This window comes from Paracoccus spongiarum, assembly GCF_030732095.1.
Classification (GTDB): Bacteria; Pseudomonadota; Alphaproteobacteria; order Rhodobacterales; family Rhodobacteraceae; genus Paracoccus; species Paracoccus spongiarum.
Map to the genome: position 1 here is coordinate 18879 of NZ_JAVAMQ010000018.1, position 19267 is coordinate 38145.

General features: G+C 69.5%; 17 protein-coding genes. 6 read left to right on the forward strand and 11 right to left on the reverse strand.

Annotated elements, in window-relative coordinates; translation table 11 throughout:
- Positions 1–8: 8 nt before the first annotated feature.
- Both Q5Y72_RS15755 and Q5Y72_RS15760 read right to left on the reverse strand, forming a co-directional pair.
- On the reverse strand, positions 9–1649 hold the full coding sequence (locus Q5Y72_RS15755; protein ID WP_305964383.1) for an MFS transporter: 1641 nt from the start codon (positions 1647–1649) through the stop codon (positions 9–11).
- 103 nt (positions 1650–1752) lie between these two features.
- Positions 1753–2004 carry a GlsB/YeaQ/YmgE family stress response membrane protein gene (locus Q5Y72_RS15760; protein ID WP_305964384.1) on the reverse strand — a complete coding sequence of 84 codons (252 nt, stop codon included), beginning with the start codon at positions 2002–2004 and terminating at the stop codon, positions 1753–1755.
- 281 nt (positions 2005–2285) lie between these two features.
- Here Q5Y72_RS15760 and Q5Y72_RS15765 point away from each other — a divergent pair, with 281 nt between their 5' ends.
- The 3 genes from Q5Y72_RS15765 (at position 2286) to Q5Y72_RS15775 (ending at position 5031) form a co-directional block, all read left to right on the forward strand.
- A complete protein-coding gene (locus Q5Y72_RS15765; RefSeq protein WP_305964385.1) occupies positions 2286–3095 on the forward strand; it encodes a L,D-transpeptidase in 810 nt (269 codons plus the stop codon).
- Between the two features lie 142 nt (positions 3096–3237).
- Positions 3238–4056 carry a hypothetical protein gene (locus tag Q5Y72_RS15770; protein WP_305964386.1) on the forward strand — a complete coding sequence of 273 codons (819 nt, stop codon included), beginning with the start codon at positions 3238–3240 and terminating at the stop codon, positions 4054–4056.
- A 51-nt stretch (positions 4057–4107) separates the two neighbouring features.
- Entirely contained in the window at positions 4108–5031 is a 924-nt protein-coding gene (locus Q5Y72_RS15775) for a lytic transglycosylase domain-containing protein (RefSeq protein WP_305964387.1), read from the forward strand.
- Between the two features lie 251 nt (positions 5032–5282).
- Here Q5Y72_RS15775 and Q5Y72_RS15780 read toward each other — a convergent pair whose 3' ends face one another.
- The 4 genes from Q5Y72_RS15780 to kynU form a co-directional block, all read right to left on the reverse strand.
- A complete protein-coding gene (locus Q5Y72_RS15780; RefSeq protein ID WP_305964388.1) occupies positions 5283–8336 on the reverse strand; it encodes an efflux RND transporter permease subunit in 3054 nt (1017 codons plus the stop codon).
- On the reverse strand, positions 8333–9457 hold the full coding sequence (locus Q5Y72_RS15785) for an efflux RND transporter periplasmic adaptor subunit (protein ID WP_305964389.1): 1125 nt from the start codon (positions 9455–9457) through the stop codon (positions 8333–8335). The genes Q5Y72_RS15780 and Q5Y72_RS15785 overlap by 4 nt, the downstream gene beginning before the upstream one ends.
- Entirely contained in the window at positions 9454–10527 is a 1074-nt protein-coding gene (locus tag Q5Y72_RS15790; RefSeq protein ID WP_305964390.1) for an efflux RND transporter periplasmic adaptor subunit, read from the reverse strand. The genes Q5Y72_RS15785 and Q5Y72_RS15790 overlap by 4 nt, the downstream gene beginning before the upstream one ends.
- A 63-nt stretch (positions 10528–10590) precedes the next feature.
- Complete coding sequence (kynU, locus tag Q5Y72_RS15795) at positions 10591–11778, reverse strand: kynureninase (protein WP_305964391.1); 1188 nt, start codon at positions 11776–11778, stop codon at positions 10591–10593.
- A gap of 38 nt (positions 11779–11816) precedes the next feature.
- On the opposite strand from kynU, the gene Q5Y72_RS15800 reads away from it, so the two are divergent.
- On the forward strand, positions 11817–12638 hold the full coding sequence (locus tag Q5Y72_RS15800; protein WP_305964392.1) for a hormone-sensitive lipase: 822 nt from the start codon (positions 11817–11819) through the stop codon (positions 12636–12638).
- Positions 12639–12699: 61 nt separating this feature from the next.
- Here Q5Y72_RS15800 and Q5Y72_RS15805 read toward each other — a convergent pair whose 3' ends face one another.
- On the reverse strand, positions 12700–13170 hold the full coding sequence (locus tag Q5Y72_RS15805; protein WP_305964393.1) for a YbaK/EbsC family protein: 471 nt from the start codon (positions 13168–13170) through the stop codon (positions 12700–12702).
- 50 nt (positions 13171–13220) lie between these two features.
- Positions 13221–14465 carry an NAD(P)/FAD-dependent oxidoreductase gene (locus Q5Y72_RS15810; protein WP_305964394.1) on the reverse strand — a complete coding sequence of 415 codons (1245 nt, stop codon included), beginning with the start codon at positions 14463–14465 and terminating at the stop codon, positions 13221–13223.
- A gap of 131 nt (positions 14466–14596) precedes the next feature.
- On the opposite strand from Q5Y72_RS15810, the gene Q5Y72_RS15815 reads away from it, so the two are divergent.
- Positions 14597–15004, forward strand: coding sequence for a DUF8846 family protein (locus Q5Y72_RS15815; protein ID WP_305964395.1), 408 nt, complete (start codon positions 14597–14599; stop codon positions 15002–15004).
- A 97-nt stretch (positions 15005–15101) separates the two neighbouring features.
- Entirely contained in the window at positions 15102–16373 is a 1272-nt protein-coding gene (locus Q5Y72_RS15820; RefSeq protein WP_371930850.1) for a lytic murein transglycosylase, read from the forward strand.
- 79 nt (positions 16374–16452) lie between these two features.
- Here the strand turns inward: Q5Y72_RS15820 and Q5Y72_RS15825 are convergent, their stop codons facing one another.
- From Q5Y72_RS15825 to Q5Y72_RS15835, 3 genes are all read right to left on the reverse strand, one after another.
- Positions 16453–17208, reverse strand: a complete 756-nt coding sequence (locus Q5Y72_RS15825; RefSeq protein WP_305964397.1) for a hypothetical protein — start codon at positions 17206–17208, stop codon at positions 16453–16455.
- A 115-nt stretch (positions 17209–17323) separates the two neighbouring features.
- Complete coding sequence (locus Q5Y72_RS15830) at positions 17324–17827, reverse strand: RNA pyrophosphohydrolase (RefSeq protein WP_305964398.1); 504 nt, start codon at positions 17825–17827, stop codon at positions 17324–17326.
- Positions 17820–19262 carry a S41 family peptidase gene (locus Q5Y72_RS15835; protein ID WP_305964399.1) on the reverse strand — a complete coding sequence of 481 codons (1443 nt, stop codon included), beginning with the start codon at positions 19260–19262 and terminating at the stop codon, positions 17820–17822. Before Q5Y72_RS15835 ends, Q5Y72_RS15830 begins: the two co-directional genes overlap by 8 nt.
- Positions 19263–19267 lie beyond the last annotated feature (5 nt).

Sequence of the window (19267 nt, forward strand, 5' to 3'; positions counted from 1 at the left end):
CCGCCGGCTTACGGGACCTCGATCTTGCCGACCAGCGGCACATCGTCCTGCGAACCGATAGTGTGACGCTCGATCATGCGGTGGACGACGGGATCGCCTTCCCCGCGATGCAGGGCGCGCAGTTCGACCGTCACCTCGGCATCGGATTTGGTGCGGCGCAGATTGTGCCGCACATATTCGTCCCAGGTCGCGATGTGATAGCTTTCGGACCAGGATTCGGGATGTTCCAGATCGCGCAGCAGGGCCCAGTTCCGCGCCCCGTCGCGGCGCCGGATGTTGCGGCGCAGCTTCATCAGCCGCAGGAATTCCGGCACGTCCTGCTGGGCGATACGGTAATCGACCATCACCATGATCGGCCCCGACCGGCCGCGCAGGTCCAGACGCAGCGCCGGTTCGCGAAACCGGTTCACCGGATCCAGGTCCAGAGTCCCGAATTCGGGCGCCTTGAACCACACCCCCACCACCGCGCCCAGCGCCAGCACCGCGCCGGCCGAGACCAGCGCCACCGGCAGCCCATGCGCGCCCGCCATCGCCCCCCAGGCCCAGGAACCCGCCGCCATGCCGCCGAAAGTCGCGGTCTGATACATCGCCAGCGCCCGGGCCACGACCCATCGCGGGGTGGACAGTTGCACCGTCACGTTGAACAGTGACAGCGCCATCACCCAGGACGCGCCGGCGGGCAGCATGGCCAGCCCCTGCACCCAGACGCTGTCGGCCAGCCCCAGCACCACGACCGCGGCGGCGAAGCCTCCGAAGGCCAGCCGCACCACATTCTCGTTGTCATGCCGCGCGCGGATGCGGGGGTTCAGGATCGCGCCGATGATCGCACCAAGGCCGAAGCAGCCCAGCAGCCCCCCGAACAGCATCGACCCGCCCTCGGGATGGCTTTTCGCCACCAGCGGCAGCAGCGACAGCACCGAGATCGCCGCAAAGCCGAACAGCGCCCCGCGCAGGATGACCCGCATCAGGTTGGGCGACAGGGCGACATAGCGCAGCCCCGCCCCCATGGCCGGCAGGAAAGCCTCGGGCGAGGTGGTGCGGGGGGCCATCTGCGGCCGCCAGCGCAGCAGCGTCGCCAGCAGCGGCAGATAGCTGACCGCGTTCACCATGAAGGCCGCGGCGGCCCCGAAGGCCGCGACGATCAGGCCCCCCGCCGCCGGGCCGACGCTGCGCATCAGGTTGAAGCCGACCGAATTCATCGTGACCGCCGCGGGCAGGTCCTCGCGCGGCACCAGGTCCCCCATACTGGCCTGCCAGGGCGGGTTGTAAAGCGCCTGCCCGGCCCCGATCAGGAAGGTCAGCGCCAGCAGCAGCCACGGGCTGAGCCATCCCTGCCACGCGGCCAGCGCCAGGCCCGCCGAGGCGGTCGCCATGAAGGCCAGTGCCGCCAGCAACAGCGTCTTGCGATCGAAGATGTCGGCCAACGCCCCCGATGCGATCGCCAGCAGCATGATCGGCAGGGTATTCGAGGCCTGCACCAGCGCGATCAGCGTCGCGCTGTCGGTCAGTTGCGTCATCAGCCATGCCGCGCCGACAGCCTGCACCAGTCCCCCGAAATTCGAGACCAGCGTCGCGCTCCACAACATGCGGAAATCGCGATGGCGAAACGGCGCGAAGGCCGTGCGGCGGTGCGGGGCGGGGGCTTTCACATCCGGGGCCTTGCTGGCATCGCGGGCATGTTAGGGCGTGGCGCGGGTCACCGCAATCGCGGCCCGCCCGCGCGGCACCGCCTTTGCGGCCGGACCCCGCAGGTCACGCCCGGCTGACAAGCCGCAGGATGACCAGCAGCACGACCGCGCCGAGGGTGGCGTAGACGATCGAGCCGATCAGCGATCCCTCGGTGCCGATGCCGAGGCCGATGGCCGGAAACAGGAAGGACGCGATCACCGCGCCGAGGATGCCGACGACGATGTTGACCACAAGGCCCTGCCCGTGCCCCTTCACGACCAGACCCGCCAGCCAGCCGGCAATCGCCCCGATGATGAGTGCGACGACAAGTTCCATGGGTTCAATTCCTCTGCTGCGATCCGATGTCCACGAAACCGGAAAACACGGCAAGTTGTTCCCTCACCGCGAAATCTTGATCGCGGTGCCGCACATGGGCCACAACCCCGCGACTGCATGCGTCGGGACCGACCCTTGGGGTTGACGAGCGCCGGATGTGGCAGGCTGATGAAACTCTGCTCGAATCATGCGCGGCGCCTCGGTCTCGCGTGAGTTATGACCTTGAATGCTGCCCCGGATGCCTCCTTGCCGATGCATCCCGCCACGAAGGAACACGCAAGATGCGCCTCGTCTCCCTGTTTGCTGTGCTTGGCCTTGGACTGGCCGCCTGCGGGCCGGCCCCGCAGACCGTCAACCTCGCCTCGCCCTCGGTTCCCGCCGTCTATCAGGCCCGCACGGATACCGGCCCGAACGGAGCCCCGATCAACATTCCTGCCATCCGCGCCGCCTATCTGACCGAACGCAACCAGCGCCAGCGGGTCGCCTATAACGGCCCCGAGGCCCCGGGCACCATCGTCGTCGATCCCTATGCCCGCGTGCTTTACGACGTGATGGAAAACGGCGAGGCGATGCGCTTTGGCGTGGCGGTCGGCCGCGCCGGCAAGGGCTTCAGCGGCGACGCGGTCATCAGCCTGAAGAAGCAATGGCCCAGCTGGACGCCGACCCAGAACATGATCCGCACCGAACCCGATCTCTACGGCCAGTTCGCCGGCGGGCTGTCGGGCGGAGTCGACAACCCGCTGGGGTCGCGCGCCCTGTATCTCTACCGCAATGGCCGCGACACCTATTACCGCATCCATGGCACGATGGACCCCTCGTCGATCGGCAAGGCCACGTCGGCCGGCTGCATCCGGCTGTTCAACCAGGACGTCATGGACCTGTTCGACAAGACCGAGCTTGGCACCCGCGTGAAGGTCCGCAGCCAGGCCGAGAGCGTGCGGCTGGAAGGTCCGATGATCGAGACCCCGGAAGGCTATGTCGTGCCGGCCTCCGAGGCGGGCGCGCTGGCGCCCCAGGCTGCGGCCGCCACGCTTGTGGCCGCCGAGCCGGGCTTCGTCTCGCCGGTCGAAAGCGCCGTTCCCTCGCGTTGAAGGCGCCTGCCCGCCGGCTTGCCGTCAGCCCTGACCACCCGCAGGCCCCCGATCGTCGATCGGGGGCTTTGCAATTGCAAATCGGCCGTTTCTCACGCAATCTGCGCGGCGATCGGGTGCAAGCCACCAGCAAGAGGGCAGGATGCCGAACTATCTCAAGCGCGAACAGGACCTTCTGTCCGAAGCCCAATTGACGCTGGCCCGCGCAAGCCGCAATCCCGCTCTGGCCGCGCAGGACGATGCCGGGCTGTCGCGTCTGATCGCCGAACTGGACGCCGCGCATGCGGCGGCCGCGACCGCCTTGGCCGAGGACGGCTTGTCGCCCCAGGCACTGCTGGCCGCCGCGCTGCGACGCGCCCATGCCGAACGCCGCAAGCGCAAGCTGCCGGCCTCTGCGGCGTTGACCGGGGAAAAGCCGTTCAAGCCGGGCAGCCCGGCCCCTGCAAAGACCGCGGCTGCCAAGACCACCTCCACGAAGCCGGCCAAGCGCGTCGCGGCCGCCAGCCGGCGCACGCCGCCGGACCGGAAATCCGCCGAGGCGCGCAAGCCCGATCTGCGCACCGGCCTTCGGCGCGTGAAGAAGGCGCCCGGAAAGCCCGCGCCAGTGTCGACCTCCGCCGCACCCGAGGCGGTCGCCCCCGCGCCGGTCCAGCCTGTCCCGCATCTCTCGGGGACCGAGGAGGCGCCGAACACTGCACCCGCCGACAAGGAGGCGCGGAAGGCCGCGCGGAAAGCCGTCAAGGAGGACCTGCGCGCCAGCGAGAAGGCCGCGCGCAAGGCGGCCCGCAAGGCGCTGAAGGATGCCGAACGCGCCCTGCGCAAGAGCGGGGCGAAGGCGGGCGAGGCCGGCGGCAAGAAGAAGGCCAAGGCCGGCAAGGACAAGCCCGCGAAGGACAAGGACACGAAGGCGAAATCCGGCAAGGCCAAGGGCAAGGCGAAGGCCAAGGCGAAGAAGGCCTGACCGGCGGGGCCCGTTTCCCGCACCCGATCGAGCGTGACGAAAGGAGCAGATGTGCAACGCCTTCTTGCGATGGCCGCGCTGATCGCGACAATGCTGGCGCAGCCCGCGATGTCGCGCCCCGCCGTCGATGCGCATCTGGGTCGCCCGCCGCCCGCTCGAAGCGAGGCCCTGCGCTGTACCGATGACGGGCGTGACTGCATCGGGCTTGGGTCCTATGTCGCCGATGTCTGCAAGCTGATCGAGCGCAATGCCGGCGAGCGCGGGCTTGACCCGAATTTCGTGGCGAGGCTGCTGTGGAAGGAAAGCCGCTTCGAGCCGGGTGCGATCAGCCCGGCTGGCGCGCAGGGGATCGCGCAATTCATGCCCGGCACGGCCGACCTCTACGATCTGGACGACCCGTTCAACCCGGCGCTCGCGATCCACAAATCGGCCTGGTATCTCGCCCATCTGCGCGACATGTTCGGCAATATCGGCATGGCCGCGATCGCCTATAACGGCGGCGAGAACCGCGCCGCGCGCTTTCTTGCCGGGCAAGGCGGGCTGCCCTACGAGACACTGGATTATGTCGAGGCGATCACCGGATTCAACGCCTATCGCTGGCGCGACAACCCGCCTGGCCTCGACGATCTCAGGATCTCTCTGAAGCCGGACACTGAATTCCGTCCGGCCTGCGAGGAGATGGCAGGCAATCGCAGCCTGCGCGAGTTCATCGCCCAGCAGCGCGTCTACCCCTGGGGCGTCATCGTCGCCAGCCACCCCAGCCAGTCGGTTGCGGCCCAGCAGGTGGCGCGGCTGAACCGCACCCTGCGGCCGGTCCTTGGCGGCAAGCGCGTCGGATATGTCCGCAAGAAGCTGACCGGGATGCCGCGCGCCGTCTATACCGCGCAGGTCGGCTATGACAGCAAGTCCGAGGCGACCGCCTTCTGCCTCAAGCTGAAACGCGTGGGCGGCCGCTGCATCGTCCTGAAGAACTGATCCTGTCCACCCGACAGAGTGCCGCACGCGCCGGAACGAAGCGCCGCCGCACCGGCGGCGCGACCCGAAAGGCGCAACGGCGCCGGGACGCAAGGCCCGGCGCCGTTTCCGTGGGATCACCCTGCAGGGCCGCGCGCAGGATTGCGTCCCGCGATGGCGCCGCGGCCGGCGATTGGAAGGGGCGGCGGCCCAGGCGTCAGGCGGCGCAGCAGACGAATGGCGGTGACCAGCCCCCGCCGCAGGGCGTCACGCTATGCCGCGAGGTGGTCTTCCGGCGGCCTCACGCGGAACACCGCGCAGTAAAGGGCGGGCACGAAGACCAGCGTCACCAGCGTTCCCGCGATGATGCCGCCCATCATCGCGAAAGCCATCGGCCCCCAGAACACCTGGCGCGAGATCGGGATCAGCGCCAGCGACGCCGCCGCCGCGGTCAGCAGGATCGGCCGTGCCCGGCTGTCGGACGCCTCGAACACCGCGTCCCAGGCCGCCATTCCCTTGGCCAGCAGCACCTGGATCTCGTGGACGAGGATCACCGAGTTCCGGATCAGGATGCCGACCAGTGCAAGAATCCCGAGGATCGCCACGAAGCCCATCGGAACGCCGAACGGCACCAGCACCGCAACGACGCCGATCAACCCTAGCGGTGCAGCCGCAAAGACGATCAGCGACAGGCGGAAGCCCTGCATCTGTGCCATCACCAGCACGGCCATGACCAGCAGCATCACAGGAACGACCGCCGCGATCGGCGCCTGGCTGTCCTGCGAGCTTTCGACGCTGCCGCCGACCTCGATGGCCACCGATGGCGGCAGGCCTGCCGCATAATCGGCCACGTCCGCAGCCAGGGCCGCAACCAGCGTGGCGGGCTGGTCGGCACTGGCGATCGCCGCCTTGACCGTTACCGTCGGCAGGCCGTCGCGCTGCATGATCATCGGCTGCTCGGTCGTGTAGTCCAGCCCGACCAGCACCGAGAGCGGGATCGTCGGCCCGGTCGCGGTCGGCAATTGCAGGTTGCGGATCGATTCCAGCGACTGGCGGTCCTCGGCTTCCCCACGCGCCAGCACGTCGATCAGGTAGATGTCGTCGCGCAGCTGTGTCACCACGCGCCCGGTGAACAGCGCCGACAGCGACTCGGCGATGCCCTGGCTGGTGACGCCCAGCTGCCGCATCTGGTCCTGGTCGACCTCAAGGCGCATCACCCGCGCCGGCTCGTTCCAGTCCAGCGCGATGTCGCGCAGCCGCGGCTCCCCGGCCAGCACGGTGGCCAGCCCGCGGGCGGCGTCGCGGGCCGCGTCGGCATCGGGCGCGGTGACCCGATACTGCACGGGCTTGCCGACCGGCGGCCCGATCTCGAGGTTCTTCACATAAATGTCGACACCGGCGAACTCGCGCGCCGCAAGCGCATTCAGCCGCGCCTTCAGACGGTCACGCGCGGCCAGATCGGGCGTCTGGATGACGATCTGGCCCATCTGCGGGCCCGGCGTCGGCACGTCCATCGACAGCACGAAGCGCGGTGCGCCCCGCCCGACATAGGACGACCAGAACAGCACGTCGGGATCGTCTGCCAGCGTCTCCTCAAGCCGGTCCATGTCCGCGCGGGTGCGCGCGATCGAGGCGTTCTGGCGCTCGGCGATGTCGACGAGCACCTCGGTCCGGTCCGAGGTCGGGAAGAACTGCTGCTCGACGAAGCGCATCCCCCAGACCGAGACGGCAAAGATCGCCAGCGTGATCGCGATGGTCGTCCAGCGGAACCGCATTGCCGCACGCAAAAGCCGGTGGAACCGGCGCCGCAGCCAGCCCGGCTGCGCATCGTGCCGCGCCATCGAGGTGCTGAGAAGGCTCACCCCCAGAAGCGGCGCGAACAGCACCGCCACCACCCAGGATATCAGCAGCGACACCGCGATCACCACGAACAGCGAGAAGGTGAACTCGCCCGCGGCCGAACTGTTCAGCCCGATCGGGATGAAGCCCGCCACCGTCACCAGCGTGCCGGTCAGCATCGGAAAGGCGATCGAGGTCCAGGCATAGCTGGCCGCCGAGGTCAGCGACTCTCCCAGTTCCAGCCGCGAGATCATCGTCTCGATGGCAATCATCGCGTCGTCGACCAGCAGCCCCAGCGCAATGATCAGCGCACCCAGCGAGATGCGCTGCAGGGTGATCCCCCATAGGTCCAGGATGACGAAGGTGATGGCCAGCACCAGGGGGATCGTCAGCGTCACCACGAAGCCGGCGCGAAAGCCGAGGCTGATGAAGCTGACCACCAGCACGATGATCACCGCCTCGGCCAGCGCGGTGACGAAATGGCCCACCGCATCCTCGACGACCTGCGGCTGATCGGCGATCTTGGCCATCTCGATGCCGATGGGCAGATCGGCCTCGACACGCGCCATCAACGCATCCAGTTCCACCCCGAAATCAAGGATGTTCTCGCCCTCGCGCATGCCCACCTGCAGCCCGATGGCCGGCTGGCCGCGATAGCGGAACAGCGATTGCGGCGGGTCCTCGTAGCCGCGGCTGATCGTGGCGACGTCGCTGAGATTGAAGAAACGTTCGCCCACCCGCAGGTTGACCGCAGCGATGGCCGAGGCGTCGTCGAACTGCCCGCCGATGCGGACCAGCACGCGTTCGGGCCCGGCTTCGATCACCCCCGAGGGCGCGATGGCGTTCTGCATCGCCAGTGTCGCAAGGACGCGCTGCTGGTCAAGGCCGAGCGCTGCCAGCCGCGCGGCCGAGAATTCCAGATGGATCTGTTCGCGCTGCTCGCCCAGCAACTCGGCCTTGCCGGCCGCATCCAGCGCCGAGACCTGCCGCCGGATGGCGTCGACGCGGTCGCGCAGCTCGCGCGGCGAGAAGCCGTCGGCGGTGAAGGCATAGATGTTGCCGTAGACATCGCCGAAATCGTCGTCGAACTGGAAGCCCGCGAATTCCTGCGGAAAGTCGGGGCGGATATCGGACATCATCTGACGCACGCGCTTCCAGATCTCTGGGACTGCGGGGCCGCGCGTGGTCGGCAGCAGTTCGACATAGACGACCGCCTGCCCGGGCGTCGTGACGGAGCGGGTGAAATACAGCTCGTCCAGTTCCTCAAGCTTGGTCTCGATGCGCGTGGTGACCTGCTTCAGCGTCTCGTCGATGCTTGCGCCGGGCAGGCTGGCGCCGATCACCATGACCTTGATGGTGAAGTTCGGGTCTTCCTCGCGGCCGAGGTTCAGATAGCTGATCGTTCCGGCGATCATCGAGACGACCAGCAGGAACCACACGAAGCTGCGGTGATTCAGTGCCCAGTCGGACAGGTTGAAGCGGCTCACGGGTCCACCCTTCTGCCGACCGCCTGGCCCTCGACCAGCGAATTCACGCCCCGGATCACGATCTCGTCGCCCCGATCGAGCCCGCCCGTCACCACGACCCGGCCCAGAAGCTCGGTGCCGGTGTCGATGGCTACTGCCTCGACCGACGCTGTGGCCGACGGGCCGCTGCCGCGGCGGAGCACGCGCCAGACCAGCGCCTGCCCGTCGCGGCGGAAGATCGCCTCGGCGGGAACGGACGGCATCGGCGCGTCGGGCAGGCCCAGCCGGGCACGGACCAGCGCACCCAGCCGGAAGGGCGCGTCGGCGGGCAGGCTCAGATACAGGCGGCGTGTGCGCGTGGCGGCATCTGCCAGCGGGTCGATGCGGTCCAGCAGGGCGGGGACCTGCAATGCGGGCCGGCTGCGCTGCCAGACGGTGAAGGCCGCATCCTTCGGCAGGCTGGCCAGCGCGGCCTCGGGCAGGTCGATGACCGCCTCGCGCCGATTCTCGGCCGACAGTTGCAGCACCGGCGCCCCGGCGTCCACGACGGCTCCGGGCGCCTCGAAAATGGCACTGACGACACCGGCGAAGGGCGCCGACATGACGGCGAAGTTCCGCGCATCCTCGGCGCGGGCCAGTTCGGACGCCGCCTGTGCGGCCTCGGCCTCGGCCGCTGCCGCAGCGCGTTGTGCCTGTTCGAGTTGCGCGTCCGACGCGACGTTCCGTGCCGCCAGCGCGGTGGTCCGGTCCAGCGTGCTGCGCGCGGTGCTCAGCTGCACCTCGGCGGCGCCCAGCGCGGCACGGGCGGCGCGGGTGTTGGCCTCGAGGTCTTCGGTCGCAAGTTCGGCCAGCACGTCGCCCTGCTCGACCCGGTCGCCCAGTTCGACGTGGCGCGCCTCGATCCGGCCGAGGGTCTGGAACGCCATCGCGACCTGCTTGCGCGAGGCGACCACGCCGGGGACCCAGCGGGCCAGGGCGTCGCGGTCGGCGAGGATCTCGGTGACGACGGGCCGCGGGGCGGGCGTTTCCTCGGCGCGGCTGGTCAGGCTCAGCCAGTCGGGCAATGTCAGGCAGGCGGCCGGCAGCGCCGAGACCAGCATCGCAAGGGCGGCAGCAGCGGGCAAAAGGCGCGCCGGAATCATCGGGCCGCCTCGGGGGCGACCGTCGCAGGCTCGATCCGGCGGCCGGGATACAGCAGCTGCGACCCGGCGCCGACCACCCGCGTGCCCGGCGCCACACCCTCGTCCAGATAGACCAGCCCGTCGGTGAAATGGCTGATGCTGACCGCGGCCAGGCTGACCCGGTCATCGGCGCCCACGATCCAGACCGCGGGATGATCGCCCTCGCGCATCAGCACCGTCCAGGGCAGCGCGACGCCGCGGGGGCCCGGCATCTCCAGATAGCCGCGCACCGCCGCGCCCAGCAGGGCGGTGCTGCCCTCGACCGCATCGACCCGGGCGCGCAGATTGACCGTGCCGGTCTGCGGATCGACCAGCGGCGCGATCTCGATCACTTCGCCGGTCATCTCGGGTCGATCGATGTCGATGGTCCTGAGGCGCAGGGTCCGGCCCATCGCCTTGTCCAGATCCGGGTGATCGGCGGCACGGAACACCGCCTCGAGGCCGTCCGTATCGGCCAGGGTCAGGGCCGGCTGCGCGGCGGCGATGACCTGACCCGGCGTGATGTGGCGGCCGGTGACGATGCCCGGCCCGCCCGCCCGCAGCACCATGTCCTCGACCGCCCGGCGGGCCTGTTCGACGGCGCTCTGCGCGCGTTCGACCGCGCCCTCGGTTTCCGACAGCTGCTGGGCGGCCGCGTCACGCGCGGCGCGGGTGCCCACGCCCCGCTCGAGCATCGCCGCGGCCCGGTCGCTGGCCTGGCGCGCCTGCGCCTGCGCAGCCTCGGCAGCAGACAGGCTGGCCTCGGCCACCTTCAGCGCCTCGTTCTGCTGCACCGGGTCCAGCCGGGCCAGCGCCTGGTCGGCGCGCACCTCGTCGCCTTCCTCGACCAGCACCGTGACCACGCGCCCGCCCTGCCGGAAGCCCAGCACGACGCTGTCGACCGCCTCGAGCGTGCCTGACAACTGCACCTCGGTCGGTACCGGCCGCTCGGCGGCGGTCACGACCTCGACGCGCAGATCGGCGGCAGCGGCGGCCGTCGCCTGCGCGGCGATCAGGGCAAGCAACAGGCGGGACACGCGCAGGATACTCATCTCAACACCACCAATATGGACAACTCATGATGCAGAAATGCCCGCTTGGGAAGATGCCTGTCCCTACGTCACATCGGCAAGTTGATGAAATTTCGCCCGATCCCAGCTGCCATCGCGAAGCAGCCGTGCCAGGACCTCGACCGCGCGGCCGACATCCTCGAGATCGTTGTAAAGCGGCGCAAAGCCGAAGCGCAGCACGTCGGGCGCCCGGAAATCGCCGATGATTCCCTCGGCGATCAGGGCCTGCATCACCGCATAGCCCTGCGGATGGCGAAAGCCGACCTGCGAGCCGCGCCGCGCGGAATCGCGCGGCGAGTTCAGGACCAGGTCCGGGCAGGCGGCCTCGACCCCGGCGATGAACGCCTCGGTCAGATCGATCGAGCGGGCGCGAAGATCGGCGGGGGCCACACCCTCCCAGACATCCATCGCGGCGTCCAGCACGGCGAGCGCGATCACCGGGGGCGTGCCGACCCGCATTCTCTCGATACCCGGCGCGGCGGCATAGTCCTGATCGAAGGCGAAGGGCGCGCGGTGGCCCATCCAGCCCTGCAGGATCGGCTGCACGGCGTCGGCATGCCGGGGATGGGTCCAGATGAAGGCCGGCGCGCCCGGCCCGCCATTGAGATACTTGTAGGTGCAGCCGACCGCGAAATCGGCGTCCGCGCCGGTCAGGTCCAGATCGACCGCACCGGCGGAATGGGCAAGGTCCCACAGCGTCAGCGCGCCGGCCGCATGGGCCCGTTCGGTCAGGGCGGCCATGTCGTGGCGCCGCCCGGTCCGGTAATCGACCTCGGTCAGCATCAGCACGGCCAGGTCGCCGTCGATGGCGGCGGTGACATCCTCGGGCGCGACGACGCGCAATTCGGCATCGACCGCGCGCGCCAGCCCCTGCGCCACATAAAGATCCGAGGGGAAATTGCCGCTGTCGGACAGGATCACCCGGCGGTCGGGGCGCAGCGCGCGGGCGGCGCTGAGGGCTTGGAAGACCTTGATCGACAGGGTGTCGCCCATGACCACCTCGCCCGGCCCCGCGCCGATCAGCCGGGCGATGCGGTCGCCGACCCGGCGGGGCTGGGCATACCATCCGGCCCGGTTCCAGCCGGTGATCAGCATCTCGCCCCATTCGTCGCGGATCATGCTGGCGGCACGGTCGCGCGCTGCAAGCGGCATCGGACCCAGCGAGTTTCCGTCCAGATAGGTGATGCCCTCGGGCAGGTGGAAGGCGCGGCGTGTCGCGGCGAAATCGGTCATGATCGGCCCCTCTGTCTTGACCGCAGGCTAGCAGCGCGATGTTCTGCGCGAAAGAGGAGCGCGCGATGCTGTATCAGGTCACCGACTGGGACGACGCCTATGCCAATGCCGCGCATATTCCGGGTGCCGAGGCATGGCCCGACCGCTGGACCGAGGCGGCGGCCACCTTTCGCGCCGCGCATCCGCCCGAGGCCCTCGGCACCGGGCATCTGTTCCGCCCCCAAGGCCCGGCGCGCGGGCTGGTCGTCTTCATCCACGGCGGCTACTGGATGCGCTTCGATCCCTCTGTATGGTCGCATCTGGCGGCGGGGCCGCTGGCCCGTGGCTGGGCGGTCGCCATGCCCGGCTATCGCCTCGCCCCGCAGGCCCGGATCGGCGACATCACCGCCGGGATAGCCGACGCCATAGCGACCGCGGCCGCCCGGGTCGAGGGGCCGCTGGCGATCAGCGGCCATTCGGCGGGCGGGCATCTGGCCGCGCGCATGATCTGCGACGACGGCACCCTGCCCGACGCCCTGGCCGGGCGGATCACGGCCTGCGTGCCGATCTCGGGGCTGTGCGACCTGCGCCCGTTGATGCAGACCGCGATGAACGCGACCCTGCGGATCGATGCAGGCGAGGCCGCGTCGGAAAGCCCCGCCCTGCTGCGGCCCCGGACCGGCATCCCGGTCACCTGCTGGGTCGGAGGGGCCGAACGGCCCGAATTCCTGCGCCAGTCGCGGCTGCTGGCCGATATCTGGGCGGGGCTGGGTGCGCCGACCGACTGCGTGGTCGATCCGGGCCGGCACCATTTCGACGTGATCGACGCGCTGGCGCAACGTGACAGCGCGTTGACGCGGCGGCTGACCCGCCTCGCCTGAGCCGACCCCGCCCGACGACCTGACGCCACCGAGAGCGCCGGAAACGGCACGGGCCGGGAACTCAGCCGGCGAACTCGGCCAGCCGGGCGCCGGTGATCTGCAACAGCCGTTGCGGCGCGATGGCAAAGATGTGGCGCGGCGTGCCCGCGGCGGCCCAGACCCGGTCGAACCGCAAAAGCCGCGGATCGAAAAAGCCGGTGACCGGCCGAAGATGCCCGACGGGCGCGACCCCTCCGATGGCAAAGCCGGTCTCGGCCCGGACCAGCGCCGCATCGGCCTTGCCAAGCGGCTGGCCCGCGACCTCGGCCGCGCGGGCCGGATCGACGCGGTTGCCGCCGGCGGTCAGGAACAGCACCACATGGCCGCTGGCCTCGCCGCGGAAGATGATCGACTTGGCGATCTGGTCGATCTCGCAGCCCGCGGCCGCGGCGGCCTCGGCGGCCGTGCGCGTGGCCTCGGCCATCTCCAGCACCTCGACCACCTCGCCGGCGGCCGCAAGCGCTGCCCTGACCCGTGAAAGGCTCTTGCTCATGTCCTGCTCCGCGATCCGGCCCTGCCGGCCAATGGCTGCCGGCCGGGATGCTAGCCGTCGCGGTCGAAGGCGAAAAGACCCGCATCGGGGTCGGGCTTGCCGGCGATCGCTGCGGCCACAACCTGTGCGGCGATCATCGAAAAGGTGATGCCGTTGCCCCCGAACCCCATCACCGCGTGGACGCGGTCATGGCCGGGCACGAGGTCGATGATCGGCAGGCCGTCCGTCGTATTGCCGAAGGGCGCCGACCAGACATAGGCGGGCCTGCCGATGCGGATACCGGTCAGATCCTGCAACTTCGCGACGATGGTGCGGCCCTTGCGCGCCAGCAGGGCGGGATCGTCGTTGCGGACCGGGTTGTCCTCGTCCTCGCCGCCCGCGATGATCCGGCCGTCAAGATCGGTGCGGAAATACAGATAGGGCTCGGCGGCCTCCCAGACCAGCATGTCGTCCAGCCAGTCCGGCCGCGCAATGCCGGTCCGCGAGGCCAGTGCCCAGGTCGAGGTGATCCGGTGCCGCGGGCTTTGCATCTGCGGCAGAAATTCGTAGCCGGTGCAGAAGATGGCGTTCCGGCAGGCCAGCACCCGGCCTTCGTCCGTGGCCAGCGCCACCCCGCCCGGCAATTCCGCCAGATCGGTGATCTCGACCGGCGAGGCGACCACCGCGCCGCGCGCCTGCGCCACCGCCAGCAGCCCCGCAGTCAGTTGCGCCGGATTGGCGCTGGCCGAGGCCTCGGACAGGATCGCGGCGCTGCGCTGCATCCCGAACCGGTCGCGCAGTGCGGCGGCGTTCAGGTATTCGGCGGCGATGCCGGCGCGGTCGCGGGCCTCGGCCTCGGCCTTCAGCGCACGGGCACCCAATACATTGCCCGACAGGTAGATCGCCCGCTTTGCCTGCATCCGGCAATCGATCCCGGTCTCGTCCACCAGCCGCAGCAGATCCCCCACCGCCCGCACCGAACGGCGCCAGACCGCCTCGGCCCGGGGACGGCCCATGTCGCGGATGTGGTGGATCAGCGGGATGTCGATCTCGTGCTGGATCATCGCCGTCGAGGCCGGGGTCGACCCGCGGGCAGGCGGGCGGCGATCGACGATCAGCACGCCGAGGCCCTGGCGGGTCAGCGCCTCGGCCAGCAGCGCGCCACTGACGCCGCTGCCGACGATGATCGCGTCCCAGCCCTGCCGCCGGTCCAGCCGGCAATGCGCGACGGCGATGTTGGGCGTCTTCAGCCAGAACGGCGTTCCCGTGCGAAGGTCGTCCTTGACCGTCCTTGCCGTGCCAGCACCCTGCGCCATCGGAAACCCTCCTGCCTGACGGCCGATCCGCCGCGCCCCTCAACCCGCCCCCGAGCGGCCGGTTCCGCGCGGCGCCGACCTGCCGGCCCTTGCATCCCGTGGCGGGGCATGATGTGGCGATCCGCGCCGGCATGGCGAAGCAAGCGCAGGAGGGAAGGCCGATGCATGTCTATACGCTGGTGGTGGAACTGGGCCGCAAGCCCGGCGACGGGCTGCCCGAGGGCGCAACCGGGGCGGGTCTGGTCTGCTATGCCGCGGGCAAGACCGAGGCCGAGGCCGTGCGCGAGACGGTGACGATCCTGAAGCAGGCGGACATGGCGCCGCTGGACGTGACCGGCTATGGCAGCCTGCGAGACCGCGAGGCCGAGGGCCAGGTGATCGAGGCCGAGGAACGCGCGCTGATGCAGCGCGCCCATGACGAGAACGCCGTCATCATCGCCCAGATGCAGCCCTATTTCGACACCCCGGACGACGCCAGCGGCAACGGCCGGGGCGGCGACGAGGGGGACGATCTCGGCGACCGGCGCCGCGACCGCTGATTGCGGCGGGCCGGGCGCGCGCAACCCTGTTCAAGCCGAATCCCGCCTGCTAGACTGCCCGGCAACAACAAGAACGATGGCAGTCCACAGACAGGCGATGCAGATGAGCTTTTCCCGATTTCTTCTCTCCACCGCGCTGATCGGCGTGCTGGCATCCTGCGCGGGCTCGATGAACCGCGCCCCCGGCTCGTATGGCGCGGCCGCGCCGGCAGGTCCGGTCACGCCGGCCGCGATCCCCGCCGCCGCACCGGGCGACGAGGCCGGTCTGCAGCGCTTCGTGCAGTCCTTCCGGCCCCGCGCGCTGGCCGCCGGCGTCTCGGCCGGCACCTATGACCGGGCCATGAGCATCGCCCGCTACAACCCCGACGTGATCCGGCTGGATCGCAAGCAGGCCGAATTCTCGCGCCCGGTCTGGCTGTATCTGGACAGCGCCGTGTCGGATGCCCGGATCGGCACCGGCCGAGAGAAGGCCGGCCAGCTTTCCGGCATCATGTCGGCGATCGAGGCGCGCTATGGCGTCCCGCGCGAGATCGTGCTGGCCGTCTGGGGGATGGAATCGAATTTCGGCGCCAACCGCGGCAAGATGCAGATCATCCCCTCGCTGGCGACGCTGGCCTATGACGGGCGCCGGGGCGAGATGTTCCAGAACCAGCTGATCGCCGCGCTGCGCATCCTGCAGGCCGGCGACATCGCGCCCGAGCAGATGCTGGGCAGCTGGGCCGGCGCGATGGGCCACACGCAGTTCATGCCGACCTCGTATCTGGAATACGCGGTCGATTTCACCGGCGACGGCCGCCGCGACATCTGGTCCGAGAACCCGACCGACGCGCTGGCCTCGACGGCGGCCTATCTGGCGCGGAACGGCTGGCAGCGCGGCCAGCCCTGGGGCGCCGAGGTGCAGCTGCCCGCGAATTTCAACATGGGCCTCGTCGGCAAGGGCACGCGCCGTTCGGACTGGGCGGCGCAGGGCGTGCGCCGCATCGGCGGCGGCGCGCTGCCCGGCGGCAGCGGCTCGATCATCATGCCGGCGGGCGCGCGCGGCCCGGCCTTCCTGATCCTCGACAATTTCCGGTCGCTGCTGCGCTACAACAATTCCGACAACTATGCGCTTGGGGTGGCCTTCCTGGGCGAACGCATCGCCGGACGCGCCGGTGTGCAGGGTGCCTGGCCGCGCCAGGATCGCCCCCTGTCCACCGCCGAGCGGCAGGAGATCCAGCAGCGCCTGCGCGCCAAGGGCTTCTATGACGGCGAGATCGACGGGCTGTTCGGATCGGGCACGATGGAGGCCGTCGCAGCCTTCCAACGGTCGATCGGCGCGACGCCCGACGGCTATCCGACCTCGATCCTGCTGGGCCAGTTGCGGCGGTGAGGCCTGAGAGGCCGTTCCTGACTGACCGGGGCGGCCGATCCCGTGCCGCCCTGATCTACCGGTTCGATCAGCCCGAGGCTCATCGCCTCAGGTCCGGGCCGCAGCAATTGAAGTCCTGCCCCGCTGCCTCGCCCTCCGCGACAAGACTGAACCGCCTCGGCGCCTCCATGGTCAGGTGGTCGCGGCGCGTTGACCTGTGGCCGTCACGCGCGGCAGTGCAGGTCTGATCGACGGTGAGGCGCGGACCCTCGGGGAAGACGGTGTCGATCGTGCAGCGCCGGCTTTGCGCGCCGTAAAGACCGCGCCCGTCGAAGATGTGCCAGGAGGCGTTGGCAGGAGACTGGCAGTCGTCCCCGGCGATGACCCGGACGCCGGTCGGAATCGGCAACAGGGAGTCGCGGCGATCACGGGATCCGTCGGCGTCGCGTCCACGCGGTATCCCCGCCCGCGCGTCAGCGCCGCAGCGGACAAGATCCACGGCCTGGACATCCTTCCAGACCAGGCTCAAGCGGTCCCGGCCTTCACTCTGCGTCAAACGGAAATAGGCCGGCTCGCGCGCGCCGACCTCGATCGCTCCTTCGGTTTGCAGGTATGCGGCCGCAACGAATGTCACGGGGCCGGACCGGTCAATGTCGACGATGATGGCATCGCCGCCGAAGGTGACGATGGTGCCGGGCGTGATGTCTATCTGCGTGACGGACGTTCCCGCTGTCCGGCATTCCTCTGCGGAAACATCCCATGATCCGAGAACGGTGTCGGGAAGCGATTGGGCCACGCCTGACGTTGCAAGGCCCAGCATCGCAATGCTGGCGGCAGAGAAGGGAATGGCGCCCATCATTGACCTCCGGCCTGGATCTTGCCGCAGGGTAGCACAGACCTCGACGAATCAACGGTCACGTTCGCATCAGTTCACGGCCCGGGACAGTCGGTTCCGATCCAGACGCCGTTGTTCAACCGGACGTCGCCTCCCCAGCGACCCACTCCCTGAACTGCCCCAGGACGTCCGCGTAGACCGCGCGCTTGAAGGGCACGATATTGTCCAGCAGTGCATCCGCAGGCATCCAGCACCAGCGATCGAATTCCGGATGCGCGGTGTCGATCCGAATGTCCGCGTCGTCCCCCAGGAACCGCATCAACACCCATTTCTGCGTCTGTCCGCCATAGCGGCCCTTCCAGACCTTGCCCAACAGTTCGGGCGGCAGGTCATAGCGGATCCAGCCCGGCGTCTCGGCCAGCACCTCGACCTTCTCGGCCCCGACACCGGTTTCCTCGACCAGTTCGCGAAGCGCGGCCTCGCGGGGCGCCTCGCCCGCGTCGATGCCCCCCTGCGGCATCTGCCAGGCGCCGGGCATGTCGATGCGCTGGCCCGCAAAGACCAAGCCCTCGGCATTGATCAGCACGACGCCCGCGCAGGGTCGATAGGGCAGCCCGCCCGGCCCCGTCGACTCAGCCATTGCCGCTGGCCGCCTCGCCGCCGCCCGAACCGTCGCCCGAGCCTTCGCCGGTCAGCGCGGGCTTGGCCGCGGCCGGCACCTGGCCGGCGCGGAAATCGACGGCGGCCAGCCCCTTGAGGATGTCCACGGCATAGGCCAGCTGGTAATCCTCGTCGCGCAGCCTGGCAGTCGCCTCGACCTCGGCGGCCTCCTGCTCGATCTGCTTCTTCTCGTCGTCATTGACGGAATCGTTGTTCAGCGCGCCGCGCAGGTCGGCCTCTGACCGGCCGAAATTCGATTCGCTGCGCGGACCGTCAGACTCGTCCTCGCCTTCCTCGGCGACCGGCACGCGGGGCTGGGCCACGAGGATGTCGGGCTGGATGCCAAGCGCCTGGATCGAGCGCCCCGAGGGTGTGTAATAGCGCGCCGTGGTCAGCCGGATGGCGCTGTCCGAGGTGACCGGCATCACCGTCTGCACGCTGCCCTTGCCGAAGGACTTCTCGCCCACGACGATCGCGCGGCGGTGGTCCTGAAGGGCGCCGGTGACGATTTCCGAGGCGCTGGCCGAGCCGCCATTGATCAGCACCACCATCGGCTTGCCCTGCGCCAGATCGCCCGGCTCGGCATTCCAGCGTTCACTTTCCTCCGCCTTGCGGCCGCGGGTGCTGACGATCTCGCCGGCATCGAGGAAGGCATCGCTGACGCTGATCGCCTGGTTCAGAAGCCCGCCGGGATTGTTGCGCAGGTCCAGAACGAAGCCGGTGACCTTCTCGATGCCGCCGGCTTCCTTCACGGCCTTGTCGAGTTCGGATTTCAGCGTGTCATAGGTCTCGTCGTTGAAGGTCGAGACGCGCAGCACGACCGAACTGCCCTCGACGCGGGTCTTGACCACGGTCAGCTTGATCGTGTCGCGGGTCATGGTCAGGTCGAAGGGCTCGGTCTCGCCCTCGCGCAGGATGGTGACGGTGATCTCGCTGCCGACCGGGCCGCGCATCATGTCCACCGCCTCGTCCAGCGTCAGCCCCATCAGCGAGTCGCCGTTGACATGGGTGATGAAGTCGCCCGACTTGACGCCGGCCTGCGCGGCCGGGGTCTCGTCGATGGGCGAGACGACCTTGACCAGCCCATCCTCCTGGCTGACCTCGATGCCCAGCCCGCCAAAGCTGCCGCGCGTCTGGGTCTGCATGTCCTCGTAGTCGCTGGCCGACAGAAAACTGGAATGCGGATCAAGCGAGGTCAGCATGCCGTTGATCGCGGCCTCGATCAGCTTCTTGTCGTCGGGCGCCTCGACATAGTCGGCGCGCACCCTCTCGAACACGTTGCCGAACAGTTCAAGCTGTTCGTAGACCGAGACGTTCTTGCCCGCCTCCTGCGCGACCAACGGGCCGGCGATCTGCGTCGTGGCCAGCGCGCCGGCCACGACACCGCCCAGCCCTGCGATCAGATAATGTCTCATGGCGG